This is a genomic window from Candidatus Saccharimonadales bacterium (assembly GCA_036388415.1).
Classification (GTDB): Bacteria; Patescibacteriota; Saccharimonadia; order Saccharimonadales; family UBA4665; genus UBA4665.
Genome location: DASVRW010000002.1, coordinates 206,099 through 221,368, shown reverse-complemented (window position 1 = coordinate 221,368; position 15,270 = coordinate 206,099). Strand labels below are relative to the sequence as shown.

The window sequence follows — 15,270 nt, the reverse complement described above, 5'->3', positions numbered from 1 at the left end:
CGTTTCTTCATATGCCTATCATTATGCTTCAAGCATGGATGTATTATTTTAGCCATTCATAGCCTCCGCACCACCGGTAATCTCAGCTAACTCCTGAGTAATGCCGGCCTGACGAGCAGTGTTATATTCAAGCGTATAATCACCGATCAGATCGTTGGCATTGTCAGTAGCATTCTTCATGCTGATCATACGCATCGAGTGCTCGCTGGCGAGACTTTCCAACAGCGCTTGCCAGATTTGCGCTTCTACCAGGCGGGTCGCAACCTGTTCTATAACCGTTTCCAAATCTGGTTCAAAATTACTGAGCAGCTTTACATCGTCGGTTGGATCAGCGTCATCCAGACGGGCTGGCAGCAATTGCACTGATTGTGCTTCCTGCAGAATATTTGACTTGAACAACGTGTACATCAAGCGGACTTCGTCGACTGATTCGTCGGCATATTGCTTCATGATGGAATTTAAAATCGGACGGACATCATTGGCCGATGGATGATCGCCAAATGACGAATAGACCGCTTGCAGCTCGACGTCTTGAATGCGACGGACAAACTGCGCGCCTTTATTACCGATAACGATGACTTTGCTGTTAATATCTGATGCCCGATCAGACTGCAGACCCTTGGTCAGCATTTTGAGCACATTCGCATTGTAGGCTCCAGCCAGACCGCTATTGCTCGTAATGACGACATATAAACGTGATGTAACCGGTCGCACCTTGAAAAGCGGCTGTGATTCGACTTCACGGGTCGCATTGAGCCGCTGCAACAAGCTGTACGCTAGATCGCGGTAAGCGCGTGACTTGAAAGCATAATCCTGCGCACGACGCATCTTGCTGGCTGAGACGAGCTGCATCGCCTTGGTGATCTGCCGCGTGTTCTTGATAGACGTAATCCGCCGCTTGAGTGCAATAATACTTGCCACGAGCTACACCTATGCCTTACCGGTATTAGAGGCTGGCTTTTCGCTGTAAGCATCAGCGACCGACTTTGCGACCTTGACGATGATAGCTTGATTCTCGTCTGACACTTTGTCGCCGCTGTTTACTACATCAATGACTTTGGCATGCTTGCTCTTTAGTTCGCGGTGCAATGATTCTTCAGCAGTTTTGAGCTTTTCGAGTGGGACTTTATCGAAGCAGCCTTCAGTTGCAGCCAGCAGTGAACTGTACATTTCCCAGATAGAATATGGGCTGAACTGTGGCTGCTTGAGGAGCTCAGTCAGGCGTTGGCCGCGCTCGATAGTCTGGCGCGTTTCGGGATCGAGGTCAGTCGAGAACTGACTGAAAGCGGCTAGTTCTCGGAACTGTGCCAAACTCAGCTTGAGGCCACCGCCGACAGCCTTGATGGCTTTCGTCTGTGCTGCGCCACCGACACGCGAAACTGACAGTCCGACTGAGATAGCCGGGCGGACACCTTGGTAGAACAAGTTGGTTTCCAGGAAAATCTGACCATCGGTAATTGAGATGACGTTGGTTGGGATGTAGGCCGAGATATCACCAGCCTGGGTTTCGATGATTGGCAGTGCCGTCAGGGAGCCAGCGCCAAGTTCGTCGGACAATTTGGCTGCACGCTCCAGTAGGCGCGAGTGCAGGTAGAAGACATCACCCGGATACGCCTCACGGCCCGGTGGACGACGGAGTAACAACGACATTTGGCGATAAGCCTGGGCGTGCTTAGTTAAATCATCATAAATGATCAGCGCGTGCTGGCCATTGTCACGGAAATATTCACCGATGGCTGCGCCGGTGTATGGCGCTAGGTAGAGCATAGCTGCCGGGTCGGCAGGACTGGTGGCAACAATGATTGTCTGATCCATAACGCCTTCACGCTTCAAGCGCTCCTGCAGTGCGGCAATTTTGGACGACTTTTGACCAATGGCGACATAGACATTGATAACGCCGGTCTTTTGGCGAGCTTGGTTTACCATAGTGTCGATCGCGATGGCAGTTTTACCGGTTTGACGATCACCAATAATAAGCTCACGCTGGCCGCGTCCGATAGGCACGATGGCATCAATAGCCATCAAACCTGTCATAAGTGGTTCGTGGACTGATTTACGGGCGAGTACACCAGGAGCAGGGCGTTCGACACGGCTGCGCTGGGCGGTTTTGATCGGTTCGCCGTCATCGAGCGGATTGCCCAGCGGGTCAACGACCCGGCCAACCAGTTCAGGGCCGACAGGAACTTCCAGGACTTTGCCAGTCAGCCGGACAGTTGCTCCAGCCTTGATTTCGGCATCGTTGCCGAGGATAACCGCACCAATCTCGTCCTCACCAAGGTTAAACGCAAAGGCGGTAATTTTTTGGCCATCTGTTCCATCGATTTCCAGCATCTCATTGAAGCCCGATTCGCTCAGTCCATAGATCCAGGCGATGCCGTCGCCGACACGGGTCACTACGCCGACATTTTCAATCTCAGGGCGCGTTTTGAGAGCGGCAATTGATGCACGTATGTCATCTGATAATTCTTTTATGGATAATTCGGCCATATGTTCCTTTCGTCTCTTAGGGGTTGTCCCAATAAGTTAAGTGGGTTAGGGATGTGCAGTTAATTGTTTCAATCGATTCAGTTTATTCCGGACGCTAAGGTCAAGCTGCTGATTTGCAAATTCTAGTCGTACGCCGCCGACAACTGACGTGTCAATCCGATGGCTAATAATAACTTGCTCGGCATCAGGGTAGAGTGCCTGCACTTCATTAGTTATGTCAGCTCGCACCGCATCGTCGAGCTCATATGCGCCGATCGTAGAAACCTCAACAATGCCATGATCGGCACGATACTGCATAATATCCCGCATAATCGAATCCAGCTCGCCGACACGTCGCTCTGACAGCAGATAGGCTGCAATTTCTGAGCTAAAGCTATCAAAATCACTGACTGTCAGTGATTGCTTAGCCAAGGCCCGAGCAATGGTGTGGCGAGGTGTTTTCATCAGGCGCGCCGTCCCTGACTACGCCTCTTCAGAGCACGATCAATGAGAGCTGCATCCTTGCGGGCATCGACTTTTTCGTCAATTATCACCTCAGTGGCATCCGATATAAGTCCGACAACTTCTTGCTCCAATTGCTTGCGCATTTGTTGCTTATCCTGCTCGGCGCGCGCATGGGCTTCGGTAACTATATTTTCAGCCTTCAAACGAGCTTTTTCTTCGGCTTCGCGCTGCAGGTCACGGCTAGCATCATGCGCTTCAGCGACAACAGTATCAGCCTGCCGGCGGGCGTCCTGCAGAGTGGCGCTGACTTTGCGGTCCAGCTCGGTACGCTCTTTTTGCATTTCTTCACCCAGTTTGACGCCGTTTTCAATCAGCTCGCGCCGTTCCCCGAGAACCTTCAGAATAGGCTTGAAGGCATATTTGCGCAGCACCAGGTAGGCCAGCACGAACGTGATCAACTGAATTACAAGAGCCTGCGGGTTGATACCCAGAGCTCCGATACCAGATGAGCTTTCTGCACCAAACTGTCCTATATGTTGTGTCAAAGATAACTGCATATGATCCTAAATATTATTTAACGATGAAGGTGGCAGCAAAGGCGAGCAGTCCGAACAGCTCGACAATAGCCACAAATACTAAGGCCTGTCCGAAGAACTTTGAAGCTTCCGGATTGCGGCCGACGGCCTGTAGGTAGTTAGCGCCAATAATACCGACACCGATAGCTGGCCCGATAAAGCCAAGACCAATCATAAGGCCCTTACCAATTACATCTAAACTTATGGCTTCTGCAGCGAATAATGTCAACATTTCATTTCTCCTTGATTGATTATTGTTTTACGAACGACGGGTACACGGGGAGTATTATAACCTTAGTATCACGCTAGGCTTCTCCCGGTCTTAACTTCATTGTTCCAGTTTCGCGGTCACTGGTCAAGCCATCGTCATGTGCAGCGTGATCTTCAGCCGAGTCATGCGAATGATTAACAGCGATTGACAGATACATCAAACTCAGCAGAGTAAAGATGTAGGCCTGCAAGGCGCCGACGAACATTTCAACCATCGTAAACGGCAACGCGGTAAGTGGCGCCGCGCCGCTGCCCAGATACGAGAATACAGCGATAACGATCTCACCGATCGCGACATTCAGGAACAATCGAAGCGACAGACTGAATACACGGGTTAAATCGGTAAACATTTCCAAAATACCGATGATAAAGTACAGCGGGTTCCACGGGCTGCCGATAAAGAAATGGCGCAAATATTTGAGCGGTCCGCCCGATTCACGGATTGAAGCGCCGTAGACAAACAGCATGGTCACAATACCAGCTGCCAGCGTACCGTTGAGATCAGCGGTAAATGCGCGGAACAGCGGCTCATCGCCGGATTTGAAAGCTTCTCCGACACCTGGCAGCAAACCAAGCCAGTTGTTGAGCAGCAAGAAAAAGAACAGCGTGACGAAGAACGGAACATACTTCCGGCCTTTGGCTTTGTCGTCAAAGGTGTTGGTGACCATATTGCTAATAAACTCAACGCCGGCTTCGATAAACTGCACGACGCCCCCCTGCGGCTTGATAGTAACCCGGCGGGCTACCCATACCATCAGCGCGATAATAGCGAGGGCACATATCCATCCGTACAGAATTGAATTGGTGATCGTCAGACCGCCAACCTCAAACACGCCGCCCGGCGCAATATGAATAGCCGGTCCGTCTTCGGCGGCAAAACGACTGAGTAGCGTCGATATCATGATTGCTTCTCCTTGTCAGAGACTTCATGAGCATTTGGAGTGGAGGGCATAAAGTTGTTAAACGCAGCCAGCGCCCGCTTGATAACCAGTATCGAACCGGCAATCGAAATGACAAAACCGACAAGGGTCAAAACCGGCAAACTGTCAAACCGGCTGTCCAGCTCGTAGCCACCGACAATCGGGACAAGAACGACGACAGCCAATTGCCAGCCCATGCCGAGCGCCGCACTGGAAAACTGCGAACGCAGCGCAGGATCAGCCCCCTGAATATGCTGGCCCTCATCGGTCCTAGCAGTGCTAGCCAGTCCAATTTTACTGGTTGGATATGTTTTTACCATTTACACCTAGTATACCATTCCTGGCACTTGGCGGGCAAGGCTGCCAAGTGTGAATCAATACGCATATAGCTATTTACTTTACATTGTATAGTGATATACTGGAGTACATGAGTACAACACCTATCATCTATAGCGCCAACTGGTGCGCCTTTTGTCACGCAGCTAAGCAATACTTTGATAAGCTCGGCGTCAAATACGAAGTCCGCGACATTGAAGCAGATCATGCCTACGCCACCGAATCAGTCGAAAAGTCCGGTCAGATGGGAATACCCGTCATCGACATTGACGGCACGATTATCGTTGGATTTGATCGTCCAAAGATCGATGCCAGTCTCAAAGCCGCAAAGCTTCTGTAGTAGTTTCAATGGTGTGGTCTACAGCTATCAGTTTACAAACTGACATCCGACGTACTACACTGAGCTCACCATAAGGGGAGACACACTATGAGCGAAACAGCTCCTGGTAATGGAAATACGACATTTGAGCATCCGATCGGTGCAGACGATATACTGAACGACTATCAGCTCGACGTCTTTCGGCGGCTCGTAAGCATTGAATCAACCATAGCTGAAGCATGCGAACCCTTACATATCGACATATTTGCCATTGAGCCCGAACAGAGACAGACATTTGGCCAAATGGTCGGAGCAACAGTCAGTCAGCACGCGGATGACACCATAGCAGAAGTTAAACAAGCGTCAGTCGAGAAGGCTGCGGCTAACAAGGTTGCGGCTGAGCAGGCGGGAATCAAAGCTGACGACAGCAAAGAGCTAGCTATACCTTTTAAAATGCCAGGCTCAATCGAAACAGGTCTGCGTACATTTTACCGGGATAAGGCACCTGGCATTGATTCAGCGGACAGGGTACGACACGGCAAAGCACTCGCATATCAGGAAGAGTTTGTTAAGAGAGCGATGCGTAACGCTCATATATTTCCCGAAATCGAATTAGCGGCGGCACTGGAGCATCGGCTTCGCCTGCGGCAGGCGGCATCTGCCGCTGATATTGTTCGGGCGCTGCTGGCAGTATACGGCGCACGTATTGACAGTATTCAAAAAGCAAAAGCTACCCATCTCCAGATACTGTCTGCCGGCACGGTACATAGCAGAAGCAAATATTATCTAGAGAAACGAGGATTATAAGTGGCTTTCGAAGATTTTCAAACCAAAGAATCAGTTATTATCGTCTATACCGGTGAGAGCAAGGGCAAAACCAGCGCCGCCATGGGGCTGATGACGCGCGCTCTCGGCAACCGCTGGAAAGTCGCCGTCATCCAGTTCATCAAATACTGGGGCGTCGGCGAACATGTCTTCATTCGCGACATCATGCCAATCTACAAAGATAAATTGTACTTTTATAAAGGCGGCAAAGGTTTCTACAAAGCCGGGGATATGAGTGCACAGCATGTCAGCGAGGAACAGCACAAGCAAGCCGCCCAGCTGACCTACGACGAAGCATTATCTGCGGCCATAAGCGGTGAATATGACCTGGTTATCTGCGACGAGATCAATAACGCCGTCCATGAGGGACTGATCAGCCGGGAGCAGCTTATGACGCTGATGATGACAAAAGCGCCAACCACCAGCCTGTGTTTGACGGGTCGTGATTTCCCAAAGGACTTACTCGACAAGGTCGACATCGCAACCGATATGACCAAACTGAAGCACCATTTTGACGATAAATTCCTAGCGAACAAGGGCATCGACTTTTGACAGCCACGCGCCGAAGGCGAAACGTGATAAACCTAACATCTTTTTTGTCTGACTTGTCCGTATAATTGTCCTATGTTCAATCCAAACTTAATCCGTTATATTCGTGAACCAGACAGAGTTCGTAAAGTCGTTGCATTTATGCTGCAGACCGCCGAATTTGAGCACCAGCTTATGAGGTTTCCGAGCCCATCTTTCGGAAGCTCCGAACCATTCGGTATAAGAACGTTACAGGAGTCAAAGCATATAGCACTTTCGACAAGCTATGCATCAATTGGGAAGAAACTAAGAATCGCCGGCGGTATACCGTACGAATTGGAACATCCTGCGGATGGACGGTTCGTGCAGGTCAGTCTCACCGGCTGGCGAGGACTGGCTACCGATCTACCCGGAAAGCACGTGTGGGAGTTCGGCAATCGCTCTGATCAAGCTATCCCTATCGACGGCAACTTCCTGCAACAGGTCCATGACGCTCTCAGAGTGCCGGAATAGGGCTTTATTACGCCGGATCGTCTGGACTACCGCAGATCCGGCCCGTACAATAGAGCGGGTGAAGAGGGCGACATTATTTCTACTGGTAGGATTTCCGGGGTCTGGCAAAACGACCACGTCAACCATTATCCATGACCTGACTGGCGCGGTGCATATCTGGGCCGATTACGAACGCCGTGCCATGTTCGGCGAACCGACACACAGCGCCGTGGAAAGCCGCAAACTCTACGACCATCTCAACAAATCGACTGAACTGTTACTGGCGGACGGTCAAAGCGTCATATTTGATACAAATTTCAACTTTCGCAAAGACCGCGACATGCTCCGTACAATTGCCGCAAAATACAACGCCGAAACCAAACTAGTCTGGATCAAACTGAACAAATCTACCGCCCGCAAGCGTGCCCTGTCGCATGAGCATGCGGCATCGAATAGCTACGAAGACACAATGACAGCAAAAGACTTTGAACGCATTACCAGCCATCTGGAACCGCCCGCCAAAGACGAAAACCCGATAGTGCTCGACGGAACCAAAATAACGCCCGTCTACGTCGCACAAGCACTACAATTAACCAAACAAAAATCGCCGAAAGTGAATGAAATAACCAAACCGGTACAGCATCGATGAGCCGGCGACGATCCACGAGTACGACACTATTGATCGCCGTCATGTCGCTGTTTGTCTGGTACGGCCAGAGTCAGGGCTGGTTCGCTTCGGCAGCATCCGAGACGGCTCAGACAGCTGAGTCCGCCAAAAAGACCATCGAAGCCAATCAGCCGGGTATGTACCGGATCACCCGATATTCAGACGGCGACACCATCACGATTGACATGCTCGGGACCAGCGAAACCATCCGCTTCATCGGCGTCGACACGCCGGAAACGCACGACCCGCGCAAAAAAGTCCAATGCTACGGACCTGCTGCGTCAGCATTTACCAAAAATACCCTGACTGCTGCTGGCTCAAAAGTACGGCTGGCCGCTGACAGCCTCAGCAACAACCGCGACCGCTACAACCGGCTGCTACGGTATGTATACCTCCCCGATGGTACGCTGCTAAATCTCAAATTGATTCAAGAAGGTTACGGCTTTTATTACCCGTACTTTCCGTTTACCAAATCTACCGAATTCGATACCGCGCAGCAGCAAGCCAAGACTGCAGCCAAAGGACTATGGGGTAACTGCACGCCCAAGCCTACCAACGGCGGCGGTTATACATCTAACGATCAGTGATTAATCGACAAAAGTTCCTGGGTTCACACGGGCTTGCGCCGGAACTGACAGCATCCGTACCAGAGAGAATCGTTCAGTGTGTGCGTCATAGCCTCTTCGGAGCAATCTAATAGGCAGATATCCCACAACCGCGAGAGCGACTATCGGGTACATGTATACATGCCGCTTTAGGCCGTGTGCACGATATGTCCGTGGACTAATGAGGTTATATTCGAGATAGTCGGCCGGGGCGGCCTCGACACTCCGAAATGACAGTGAGGCCACGAGCGTTTCGTCGAATGTGACACGGTAGCCTGATTGTGACGCGTGAATCGATATATCAAAATCTTCATGCACGCCCGCCGTTCGGCAGACATCTTTTCGGATGTGGCGCCATGTCGAGCGGCGTAGCGCCATATTGGCGCCTTGTAGTACAACGGCTTTTCCGAGGCAGCGCCGGTAGTAGCGTCTGATGGCCATATCCGTTTGATCAACAATTGACGACAGGGCCATATCGTAATAATGAGCGCTCCCGGTGACGGCATCGGTTGTACCGTCCGCGAATATTTGCCGTAGCACCGCCACCCAATCGTCGGCAATAATTGTGTCGGCATCGATCCGGCCGATGATGTCTCCGCGAACTGCATCAAAGCCACGGTCCCGTGCATAGACCACACCTTGGCGTTTTTCGGTCAGTAATCGTACAAACGGATACAGACAGGCTATCGCTGCCGTATCGTCGCATGAATTATTATCGACGACAATAACTTCGTAGGGCTGGACGGATTGGCGAGCAATAGCATCGAGACAGGCAGGCAAGTGGGCCGCTTCGTTATATACTGGAATTACGATACTAACACGAAGATTTTTGTTTACCATATGCATAACCTATATCATCATACCATTTCGCTATTTGACAACTCTAAGTATACAAGGACAACCTGATGATAAGCTGGATTCGATCACTCGGTTCTGCTATAGCGCGCTACCAGCGGGCGAGCTTTCGTCATAAAGTAATTGCTTCTAGCTGCGTCGCATTCTTGCTGCTGATCGGCGGCATGTACGGCATCGCCCGCTGGTACATAGCCAGCCAGGCATCAAAACCGCTGGTAGTCGGCACTTCATTCATCCCAGCTTATGCCGAGAGCCTTGGACTCGATCCGAAGCAAACTATGGACGCCTTGATCAATGATCTCGGCGTTCGGCATTTCCGGCTGGTCAGTTATTGGAATCAGCTGGAACCGGAGCAGGGCAGATACGACTTCAGCCTGCTGGATTGGCAATTTGCCAAAGCTGAACAGGCCGGTGCCAAAGTAACGCTGAGCCTCGGCCTGCGCCAACCGCGCTGGCCGGAGTGCCACATGCCGGATTGGGCCCGAAACAAGCCGGAAAGCGTCTGGCAACCCCAGCTAGAAGCCTTTATGGCGCAAGTTGTAAACCGATACAAAACTTCACCGGCCCTGGACAGCTATCAGGTAGAAAACGAATTTTTCCTGAAAGGCTTTGGTATCTGCACTAATTTCAACCGCGATCGCCTGGTCTCTGAATATAATCTTGTCAAACGTCTCGATCCGACACACAAGGCTATCGTCGCCCGCAGCAATAACGCTATTGGCTGGCCAGTCGGTGCGCCCACACCCGACGAACACGGCATCTCTATCTACAAGCGCGTATGGAGCCCGCCGATCGGACGCTACATGGAATACCCATACCCCGGATGGTACTACGGCTTTGTTGCTGGCTGGCAACGACTGGCAACCGGCCGGAACATGATGATCCATGAGCTGCAAGCCGAGACCTGGACGCCGCGCGGCCAGAGTATTCAGGAGACGTCTCTGGATGAGCAAAACAAATCATTCGACGCCCAGCGTTTCAAAGACCGGGTCGAATACGGCCGGGCAACCGGTATGCGCGAAATGTATCTCTGGGGCAGCGAGTACTGGTATTACCGTCTTATCAAACTGCAGGATCCGAGCCTGTGGAATGTCGCCAAAGATACCTTCGAAACTAGTCAGGACAAGTAGCAACCTATTTTCAAAACCTCCCTATGAGCCTCGTCAACCTGTCTGCCCCCGCCCCATTTTTACCATTTTTATCTTTAGGGATAAAATAATTCTAAGGTCTGCCCCGCAGGTTGCCACGAGAGGGTGGAGGTTTTTAGATTCAGGTGCAGCAATACTAGAGTATCGGTACTATCTCAAGCTGCAGATACGTCCTCATTGAGACTTGTCTCAATGAATTTCTCGCCATTACTGAAAATAGTTTCGAGAGAATATGTCCGGCATTTGTTGGCGCTGCAGCCACCTGCCTGGTAGCCGTACTGCGTAACACTCGGGCTGGCAGCCAATGTTTTCAGCATACTGCCAGGAACCACGAGCGCTTCGGCGTCCAAGCCTTTCATATTGGCAGCCCGCCAGCTGGCGTCATTGACTTGAGCTAGGCTCGGGTACCAGCCATTGGTAGCATAGTAGGCTTCGAGCTGGCCCTGCAACGCCCATATATCAATCTGCCGCTCAGTATCTTCAGCTTCAGTCTGGGTAGACCCACTTTCAAACAGCGTTGCATCACTCTCGGCGCTACCAGTACTAAGCATGGCTGGGTCGAGACCAAGCAGCGTCAAGACGTCCTGCAGCGGTACGGCGTCTTTCGGCGGCGTAACCTTGACGTCACCACTGTATGGCTTGAACGTCATGCTTGCTTTCACCGTCCAGTCTTTGTCTTCGCCGTCCGTAAAGGTACCTGTAAATGAACCGGTTGTAACGCTTTGTTTAGTGTCGACATCGAGTGTCAGTTTGGCATCGTATTTGTCTGCTTTGCTATAAAATCGGACGAAGAGCGGAATTCGGTCGCCGCTTTTGTATGACTGGCCGAGCTCGACATAGGTTCCTGCGTCATCTTTTTCCGCAAAACGTATTTTGTGTATCAGCTTGCTGCTTTTATCAATCCACATTTCAAAGGTGTCAGAATCCTTGATGTCATCATCGATACTTTGCTTGCAGTCTTTGATGGCAGCGTCACGGTCTTTGGCAATACCATCCGTCGATACGCCGGGCACCCGCTTGTAGGCATCAGCTGCCATAACCCGTGTGATCAGGGCAGCGCAATAATCTTTGGCGTGCGGCTTATCGATGCCGACGACATACCTGTTGGCCGTTACGTCGCCGTCAAGCTTCTCGGTACCCTTAAACGACTTTTGAACAAGCACAGCCTTATTACTATCTCCAGTCAGCACATACTCGCGGGTCGTGTCCGTCACAGTGCGGGCCAGCTGGGCTGCATCGGCTTCCGTAAATTTCGCTTGCTTGTCCTTCTCGGCTGCTTGCGATTCAGCGGGTATCATTGATTCGATATATTGGCTGGTCGCGCCGATCCATTTACCATCGTACTTCGCGAGTTCAGGTATCATCTGGTCGAGTCCGAGCACCGACAGATTCGTCCATTTGAAGTACACGCTCGGATATGTCTGGCCGTCCGCCAGGTCGCTCATGATCTGAACGTTAAAATTATTCGCTGTAGCCGATGGACGGTAATTGAACGCCGAATCAGATTGTTTGTCGTCGTATTTGGTACTGAATGTGCCCGTTTGTTTGCCATCCGGACCAGTCACCTGGATCGTACCGCTGACATCCGAGCTCTTGATAGCTGCGATTTTGGATTGCTCAGTACCAGCGTCTATCAGCTTATCGACGGCGACGCCAGTGCGGCTCAGTCCGGTGCGGTAAACATTTTCAGGCTTGTTCGGCAGATACATGCCAAACACATAACCGCCAGCTAGCACCAGTACAAGTGCCAGTGCTGCTCCGAAAATGACAAATTTGCGTCTGCCTGCTGGCTTGCCGCCGACAACCGGATGATCATCAGAGTAAAACGCCGGGCTCGGCGCAGCGGTAGCCGACGTTTCTGTTGGCAGGGACCCGGAAGCACCAGAAGCCCATTGCTGAGATATGATTTGCTGCGGCGCAGGAGCCGCATCGGGCTGAACGGCTGGCTGGGTCTCCTGCGTCATTGATTGCGTTGTCTGCATGTCCTGCTCAGAGGTCTGCCCGGATTGCACTGGTGCCGATGCTCCTGCCGCTTGAGACACTGACACCCCTGGTGCTGGCGCGTCAGTTGCAGCCGGCTGGGCTGGTCGCACGGCATCATATGCGAAAGTTGGCTGAGCACTTGACGGCTGGATAGTGCCATTCGGCTGAGTATTTGAAGTGGAGGTATCCGTATTTGCAGATGGCGCCGGCGGCGGGGAAATACGTACACCGTCGTTATTTTGGCTTACGCGTACCGGTATCTGGTCGCCTGGTGCACTCCCAGCTTGTGGTTTATTGGTTGGTACATCGGCAGGTTCGGGGGATTGTGTTGGGTTCATAGCCTTCTCATTACATATCGTTACGAAAAGTGTACCACAATAATCATAAGCGGTATGTATATGAGATGAATTACTCCCGTCGGGAGGTCGAATGAATACCCTGGAGCATAACTGCAGCGTGTAAATCCAGATCATCGACACCGGCATGGTGCATACCTGTAATCGGCATAGACTCAACTCTGGTCAGACCGTGCTGCGCCCGCAGGCTGTTTGTCACCGCCTGTAATGTATCGCCCGGACATAGCTCGCTGCTCGTGCCCCAACCGATCACGAGATCTGTTTCGTCATTTGCTTGCAGCGCATCCGATGCCCGCTGCTTGAATCCGTCAGATGCGAGGATACTAGCAATAGCCAGATTACTCATTCGAACCAAGCCCGCACCCCACGCTGCAGCCTTGACGATCGAATCTTCGGACCAAATTTCGTCGTACGGCCGGCTCTCTGTCTGGTCAATATACTGCCGCTGGACTTTACCACTTTCACCAAAAGCTTTGACAAGCTCGATCATGCTACGTTCGACAACCGACACCGGCTCTATAAGGACGCCTCGGCTAGCTACCTGGCTGTAGGTACCGCTTTCAGCTATTGTCGTAGCAGCTTTGTCTGCGCCGTATGAATACCCCAAATGCTTCGTGTGGGTGATACCTGCTTGTTCTAAGTAGCGTAGCGGCGCATCGACCGCTGGACGCAACGACGCATTTTTATATACCTCATGAGATTGGCGCAAAGATAATTTGCCAGTTTTCATACCGACCATTGCTGGATTACCTATCACAATCAGCTGCTCGCTGTCGTCGGCTTCAAACATGCGCATAGCATGCAGTGCAGTATTTTTATTGACGGGATAGCCAAACGCCGTGTGGTAGACTCGAGCTGCGTGCTCATCATAATCGTGCTTGGGTGTCAGCGTCATAACTTCGATTGGTTTCGTAGCACCATCAGGTAGCACGGCTGACGAACCGTTTGCGACGTTATATTTGTCGGCTAGCTCGGCAAAATTCAGGCGGTTCTGAAGCTCTGCTGCTTGGTCAACATCGTCAACGATTGCAGCGTCAAAAGCATAGTATTCCTGCAGGCGTCTCATTCGTGACATATCAATACATTATATCACTTTTGTCAATACTTTTGTCAATAGTACGGATAGTTCGCTACAATAGAGTGATCATGGCTAAGAAAAAACAACACACCGCGTCAGCGATTACTAATAGGCGAGCACGGCATGATTACGAACTTGGCGACAGCTTGCTTGTCGGCATACAGCTCAGCGGAGCAGAGACCAAAGCACTGCGCATGGGCCACGGCCAGCTTCGCGGCGCCTATGTGACCATCAAAGACGACGAGCTGTTGCTCATCAATGCCACGATCAGCCCGAGCAACGGTATTCCGATCAGCGAATCTGATCAAACCCGGGCCCGCAAACTGCTCGCCAAACGCAAAGAAATCGACCAGCTGATCGCGGCCAAACAACAAGGCCAGACCATCGTGCCGCTTGAAATGCTGACCAAAACCCGGTTCATAAAACTTCGCATTTCAACAGGCCGCGGCAAAAAACTATATGACAAACGCCAAGCCCTCAAAAAGCGCGATGAAACCCGCAATATCAATGCAGCCCTCAAGGCAAGGCGCTCGTAAGCCGTTTGGCATCTTACAATTAGTTGCACCATAGGGAGAGGTCGGATATAATCACCCTAGTCATAAGGGTTCATTAACAATTCGCAGTGTAGTAGTGAATAATTCTCTGGCATAGTCCGGGGTAGCTCAGTGGTAGAGCGGGTGGCTGTACGAAATACGGTATACTTATAGAAGTATGCCAGAACGCCGATTATACATTCACCGCGCAGAATATCTCAAAAAAGCTGTTACGAAACGCCGCAGGGCAGTTCGCAAGAAGCTAGTCGAGTATAAAGGCGGGGAATGTATGCTGTGCGGTTACAATAAATGTATCGATGCTCTTGACCTTCATCATATTGATCCGAATCAGAAATTATTCGGTGTGTCATCAGGCGGATTAACGCGTGCCTGGAATAAAGTTGTCGAAGAAGCAGATAAATGCGTCCTTATTTGCGCTAATTGTCACCGAGAAGTGCATGCCGGTATCGTCGAAGTGCAGCCTGTATGAGTAATCATGCAGTGAAAACAGGGTGAATTGTCGGGAAAGCTACGTCCTATACGGGATATGCTGATCCGCAGCCAAGCCAAGCTAGAGGCACTGAATATTACATTCAACGCTTGGAAGGTTCAGAGACTAGAAGGTGAGACCTTAAGCAATAATCCTTCATAAGCGCCCTGCATCCTTAGCAATAAGGATGATGAGATAGTCCATGCCGCTATGAAAATAGTGGATAATATGTAACCACTAGGTCGCTGGTTCGAGCCCAGTCCCCGGAGCCAGACCAAGCAGTCAAAAGGAGTGACCAGGTTCTATGACCTGTTCTCCATTTGACCTCTTGGAGCCAGAGAATTGTTCATTACGTAGAA

Annotated in this window: 19 protein-coding genes; 9 read left to right on the top strand and 10 right to left on the bottom strand. The window is 51.2% G+C overall.

The window, feature by feature from the left end:
- Window positions 1-48: 48 nt before the first annotated feature.
- The 7 genes from atpG to VF575_01260 form a co-directional block, all read right to left on the bottom strand.
- A complete protein-coding gene (gene atpG / locus VF575_01290) occupies window positions 49-921 on the bottom strand; it encodes an ATP synthase F1 subunit gamma (GenBank protein HEX8182217.1) in 873 nt (290 codons plus the stop codon).
- A 9-nt stretch (window positions 922-930) separates the two neighbouring features.
- Window positions 931-2,487: a F0F1 ATP synthase subunit alpha gene (gene atpA / locus VF575_01285; GenBank protein HEX8182216.1), complete on the bottom strand. Its 1,557-nt coding sequence runs from the start codon at window positions 2,485-2,487 to the stop codon at window positions 931-933.
- A 45-nt stretch (window positions 2,488-2,532) separates the two neighbouring features.
- Complete coding sequence (locus VF575_01280) at window positions 2,533-2,931, bottom strand: F0F1 ATP synthase subunit delta (GenBank protein ID HEX8182215.1); 399 nt, start codon at window positions 2,929-2,931, stop codon at window positions 2,533-2,535.
- Window positions 2,931-3,476: a F0F1 ATP synthase subunit B gene (gene atpF, locus VF575_01275; protein ID HEX8182214.1), complete on the bottom strand. Its 546-nt coding sequence runs from the start codon at window positions 3,474-3,476 to the stop codon at window positions 2,931-2,933. Before atpF ends, VF575_01280 begins: the two co-directional genes overlap by 1 nt.
- A 25-nt stretch (window positions 3,477-3,501) precedes the next feature.
- Window positions 3,502-3,738 carry an ATP synthase F0 subunit C gene (locus VF575_01270; GenBank protein ID HEX8182213.1) on the bottom strand — a complete coding sequence of 79 codons (237 nt, stop codon included), beginning with the start codon at window positions 3,736-3,738 and terminating at the stop codon, window positions 3,502-3,504.
- Window positions 3,739-3,811: 73 nt separating this feature from the next.
- Window positions 3,812-4,678 carry a F0F1 ATP synthase subunit A gene (locus tag VF575_01265; GenBank protein HEX8182212.1) on the bottom strand — a complete coding sequence of 289 codons (867 nt, stop codon included), beginning with the start codon at window positions 4,676-4,678 and terminating at the stop codon, window positions 3,812-3,814.
- Window positions 4,675-5,016, bottom strand: coding sequence for an AtpZ/AtpI family protein (locus tag VF575_01260; GenBank protein HEX8182211.1), 342 nt, complete (start codon window positions 5,014-5,016; stop codon window positions 4,675-4,677). Before VF575_01260 ends, VF575_01265 begins: the two co-directional genes overlap by 4 nt.
- A gap of 107 nt (window positions 5,017-5,123) precedes the next feature.
- Here VF575_01260 and VF575_01255 point away from each other — a divergent pair, with 107 nt between their 5' ends.
- The 6 genes from VF575_01255 (at window position 5,124) to VF575_01230 (ending at window position 8,450) form a co-directional block, all read left to right on the top strand.
- Window positions 5,124-5,372, top strand: a complete 249-nt coding sequence (locus VF575_01255) for a glutaredoxin domain-containing protein (protein HEX8182210.1) — start codon at window positions 5,124-5,126, stop codon at window positions 5,370-5,372.
- Between the two features lie 87 nt (window positions 5,373-5,459).
- The gene (locus tag VF575_01250; GenBank protein ID HEX8182209.1) at window positions 5,460-6,158 is read left to right on the top strand and encodes a hypothetical protein; all 699 of its coding nucleotides are present in this window, start codon (window positions 5,460-5,462) and stop codon (window positions 6,156-6,158) included.
- Window positions 6,159-6,728: a cob(I)yrinic acid a,c-diamide adenosyltransferase gene (locus tag VF575_01245; GenBank protein ID HEX8182208.1), complete on the top strand. Its 570-nt coding sequence runs from the start codon at window positions 6,159-6,161 to the stop codon at window positions 6,726-6,728.
- A 72-nt stretch (window positions 6,729-6,800) separates the two neighbouring features.
- Window positions 6,801-7,217 (top strand): hypothetical protein, encoded by a 417-nt coding sequence (locus tag VF575_01240; protein ID HEX8182207.1) that lies wholly within the window; start codon window positions 6,801-6,803, stop codon window positions 7,215-7,217.
- 58 nt (window positions 7,218-7,275) lie between these two features.
- The gene (locus VF575_01235; protein HEX8182206.1) at window positions 7,276-7,845 is read left to right on the top strand and encodes an ATP-binding protein; all 570 of its coding nucleotides are present in this window, start codon (window positions 7,276-7,278) and stop codon (window positions 7,843-7,845) included.
- Window positions 7,842-8,450, top strand: a complete 609-nt coding sequence (locus tag VF575_01230; protein ID HEX8182205.1) for a thermonuclease family protein — start codon at window positions 7,842-7,844, stop codon at window positions 8,448-8,450. Before VF575_01235 ends, VF575_01230 begins: the two co-directional genes overlap by 4 nt.
- On the opposite strand, the gene VF575_01225 is transcribed toward VF575_01230, so the two are convergent.
- A complete protein-coding gene (locus tag VF575_01225; protein HEX8182204.1) occupies window positions 8,451-9,308 on the bottom strand; it encodes a glycosyltransferase family 2 protein in 858 nt (285 codons plus the stop codon).
- 65 nt (window positions 9,309-9,373) lie between these two features.
- On the opposite strand from VF575_01225, the gene VF575_01220 reads away from it, so the two are divergent.
- Window positions 9,374-10,453, top strand: coding sequence for a beta-galactosidase (locus VF575_01220; GenBank protein ID HEX8182203.1), 1,080 nt, complete (start codon window positions 9,374-9,376; stop codon window positions 10,451-10,453).
- Window positions 10,454-10,626: 173 nt separating this feature from the next.
- On the opposite strand, the gene VF575_01215 is transcribed toward VF575_01220, so the two are convergent.
- On the bottom strand, window positions 10,627-12,792 hold the full coding sequence (locus VF575_01215; GenBank protein ID HEX8182202.1) for a hypothetical protein: 2,166 nt from the start codon (window positions 12,790-12,792) through the stop codon (window positions 10,627-10,629).
- Between the two features lie 70 nt (window positions 12,793-12,862).
- Window positions 12,863-13,885: a hypothetical protein gene (locus VF575_01210; GenBank protein ID HEX8182201.1), complete on the bottom strand. Its 1,023-nt coding sequence runs from the start codon at window positions 13,883-13,885 to the stop codon at window positions 12,863-12,865.
- Between the two features lie 71 nt (window positions 13,886-13,956).
- On the opposite strand from VF575_01210, the gene smpB reads away from it, so the two are divergent.
- Both smpB and VF575_01200 read left to right on the top strand, forming a co-directional pair.
- On the top strand, window positions 13,957-14,424 hold the full coding sequence (gene smpB / locus VF575_01205) for an SsrA-binding protein SmpB (GenBank protein ID HEX8182200.1): 468 nt from the start codon (window positions 13,957-13,959) through the stop codon (window positions 14,422-14,424).
- 175 nt (window positions 14,425-14,599) lie between these two features.
- Window positions 14,600-14,911, top strand: a complete 312-nt coding sequence (locus VF575_01200; GenBank protein HEX8182199.1) for an HNH endonuclease signature motif containing protein — start codon at window positions 14,600-14,602, stop codon at window positions 14,909-14,911.
- The last annotated feature ends 359 nt before the right edge of the window (window positions 14,912-15,270 follow it).

Coding starts and splice junctions, on each gene's coding strand:
- VF575_01225 (HEX8182204.1), bottom strand. CDS start 9,308: ATGGTAAACAAAAATCTTCGTGTTAGTATCGTAATTCCAGTATATAAC.
- VF575_01215 (HEX8182202.1), bottom strand. CDS start 12,792: ATGAACCCAACACAATCCCCCGAACCTGCCGATGTACCAACCAATAAA.
- VF575_01270 (HEX8182213.1), bottom strand. CDS start 3,738: ATGTTGACATTATTCGCTGCAGAAGCCATAAGTTTAGATGTAATTGGT.
- VF575_01250 (HEX8182209.1), top strand. CDS start 5,460: ATGAGCGAAACAGCTCCTGGTAATGGAAATACGACATTTGAGCATCCG.
- atpA (HEX8182216.1), bottom strand. CDS start 2,487: ATGGCCGAATTATCCATAAAAGAATTATCAGATGACATACGTGCATCA.
- VF575_01260 (HEX8182211.1), bottom strand. CDS start 5,016: ATGGTAAAAACATATCCAACCAGTAAAATTGGACTGGCTAGCACTGCT.
- VF575_01200 (HEX8182199.1), top strand. CDS start 14,600: ATGCCAGAACGCCGATTATACATTCACCGCGCAGAATATCTCAAAAAA.
- VF575_01255 (HEX8182210.1), top strand. CDS start 5,124: ATGAGTACAACACCTATCATCTATAGCGCCAACTGGTGCGCCTTTTGT.
- VF575_01280 (HEX8182215.1), bottom strand. CDS start 2,931: ATGAAAACACCTCGCCACACCATTGCTCGGGCCTTGGCTAAGCAATCA.
- VF575_01220 (HEX8182203.1), top strand. CDS start 9,374: ATGATAAGCTGGATTCGATCACTCGGTTCTGCTATAGCGCGCTACCAG.
- smpB (HEX8182200.1), top strand. CDS start 13,957: ATGGCTAAGAAAAAACAACACACCGCGTCAGCGATTACTAATAGGCGA.
- VF575_01210 (HEX8182201.1), bottom strand. CDS start 13,885: ATGTCACGAATGAGACGCCTGCAGGAATACTATGCTTTTGACGCTGCA.
- VF575_01240 (HEX8182207.1), top strand. CDS start 6,801: ATGTTCAATCCAAACTTAATCCGTTATATTCGTGAACCAGACAGAGTT.
- VF575_01230 (HEX8182205.1), top strand. CDS start 7,842: ATGAGCCGGCGACGATCCACGAGTACGACACTATTGATCGCCGTCATG.
- VF575_01265 (HEX8182212.1), bottom strand. CDS start 4,678: ATGATATCGACGCTACTCAGTCGTTTTGCCGCCGAAGACGGACCGGCT.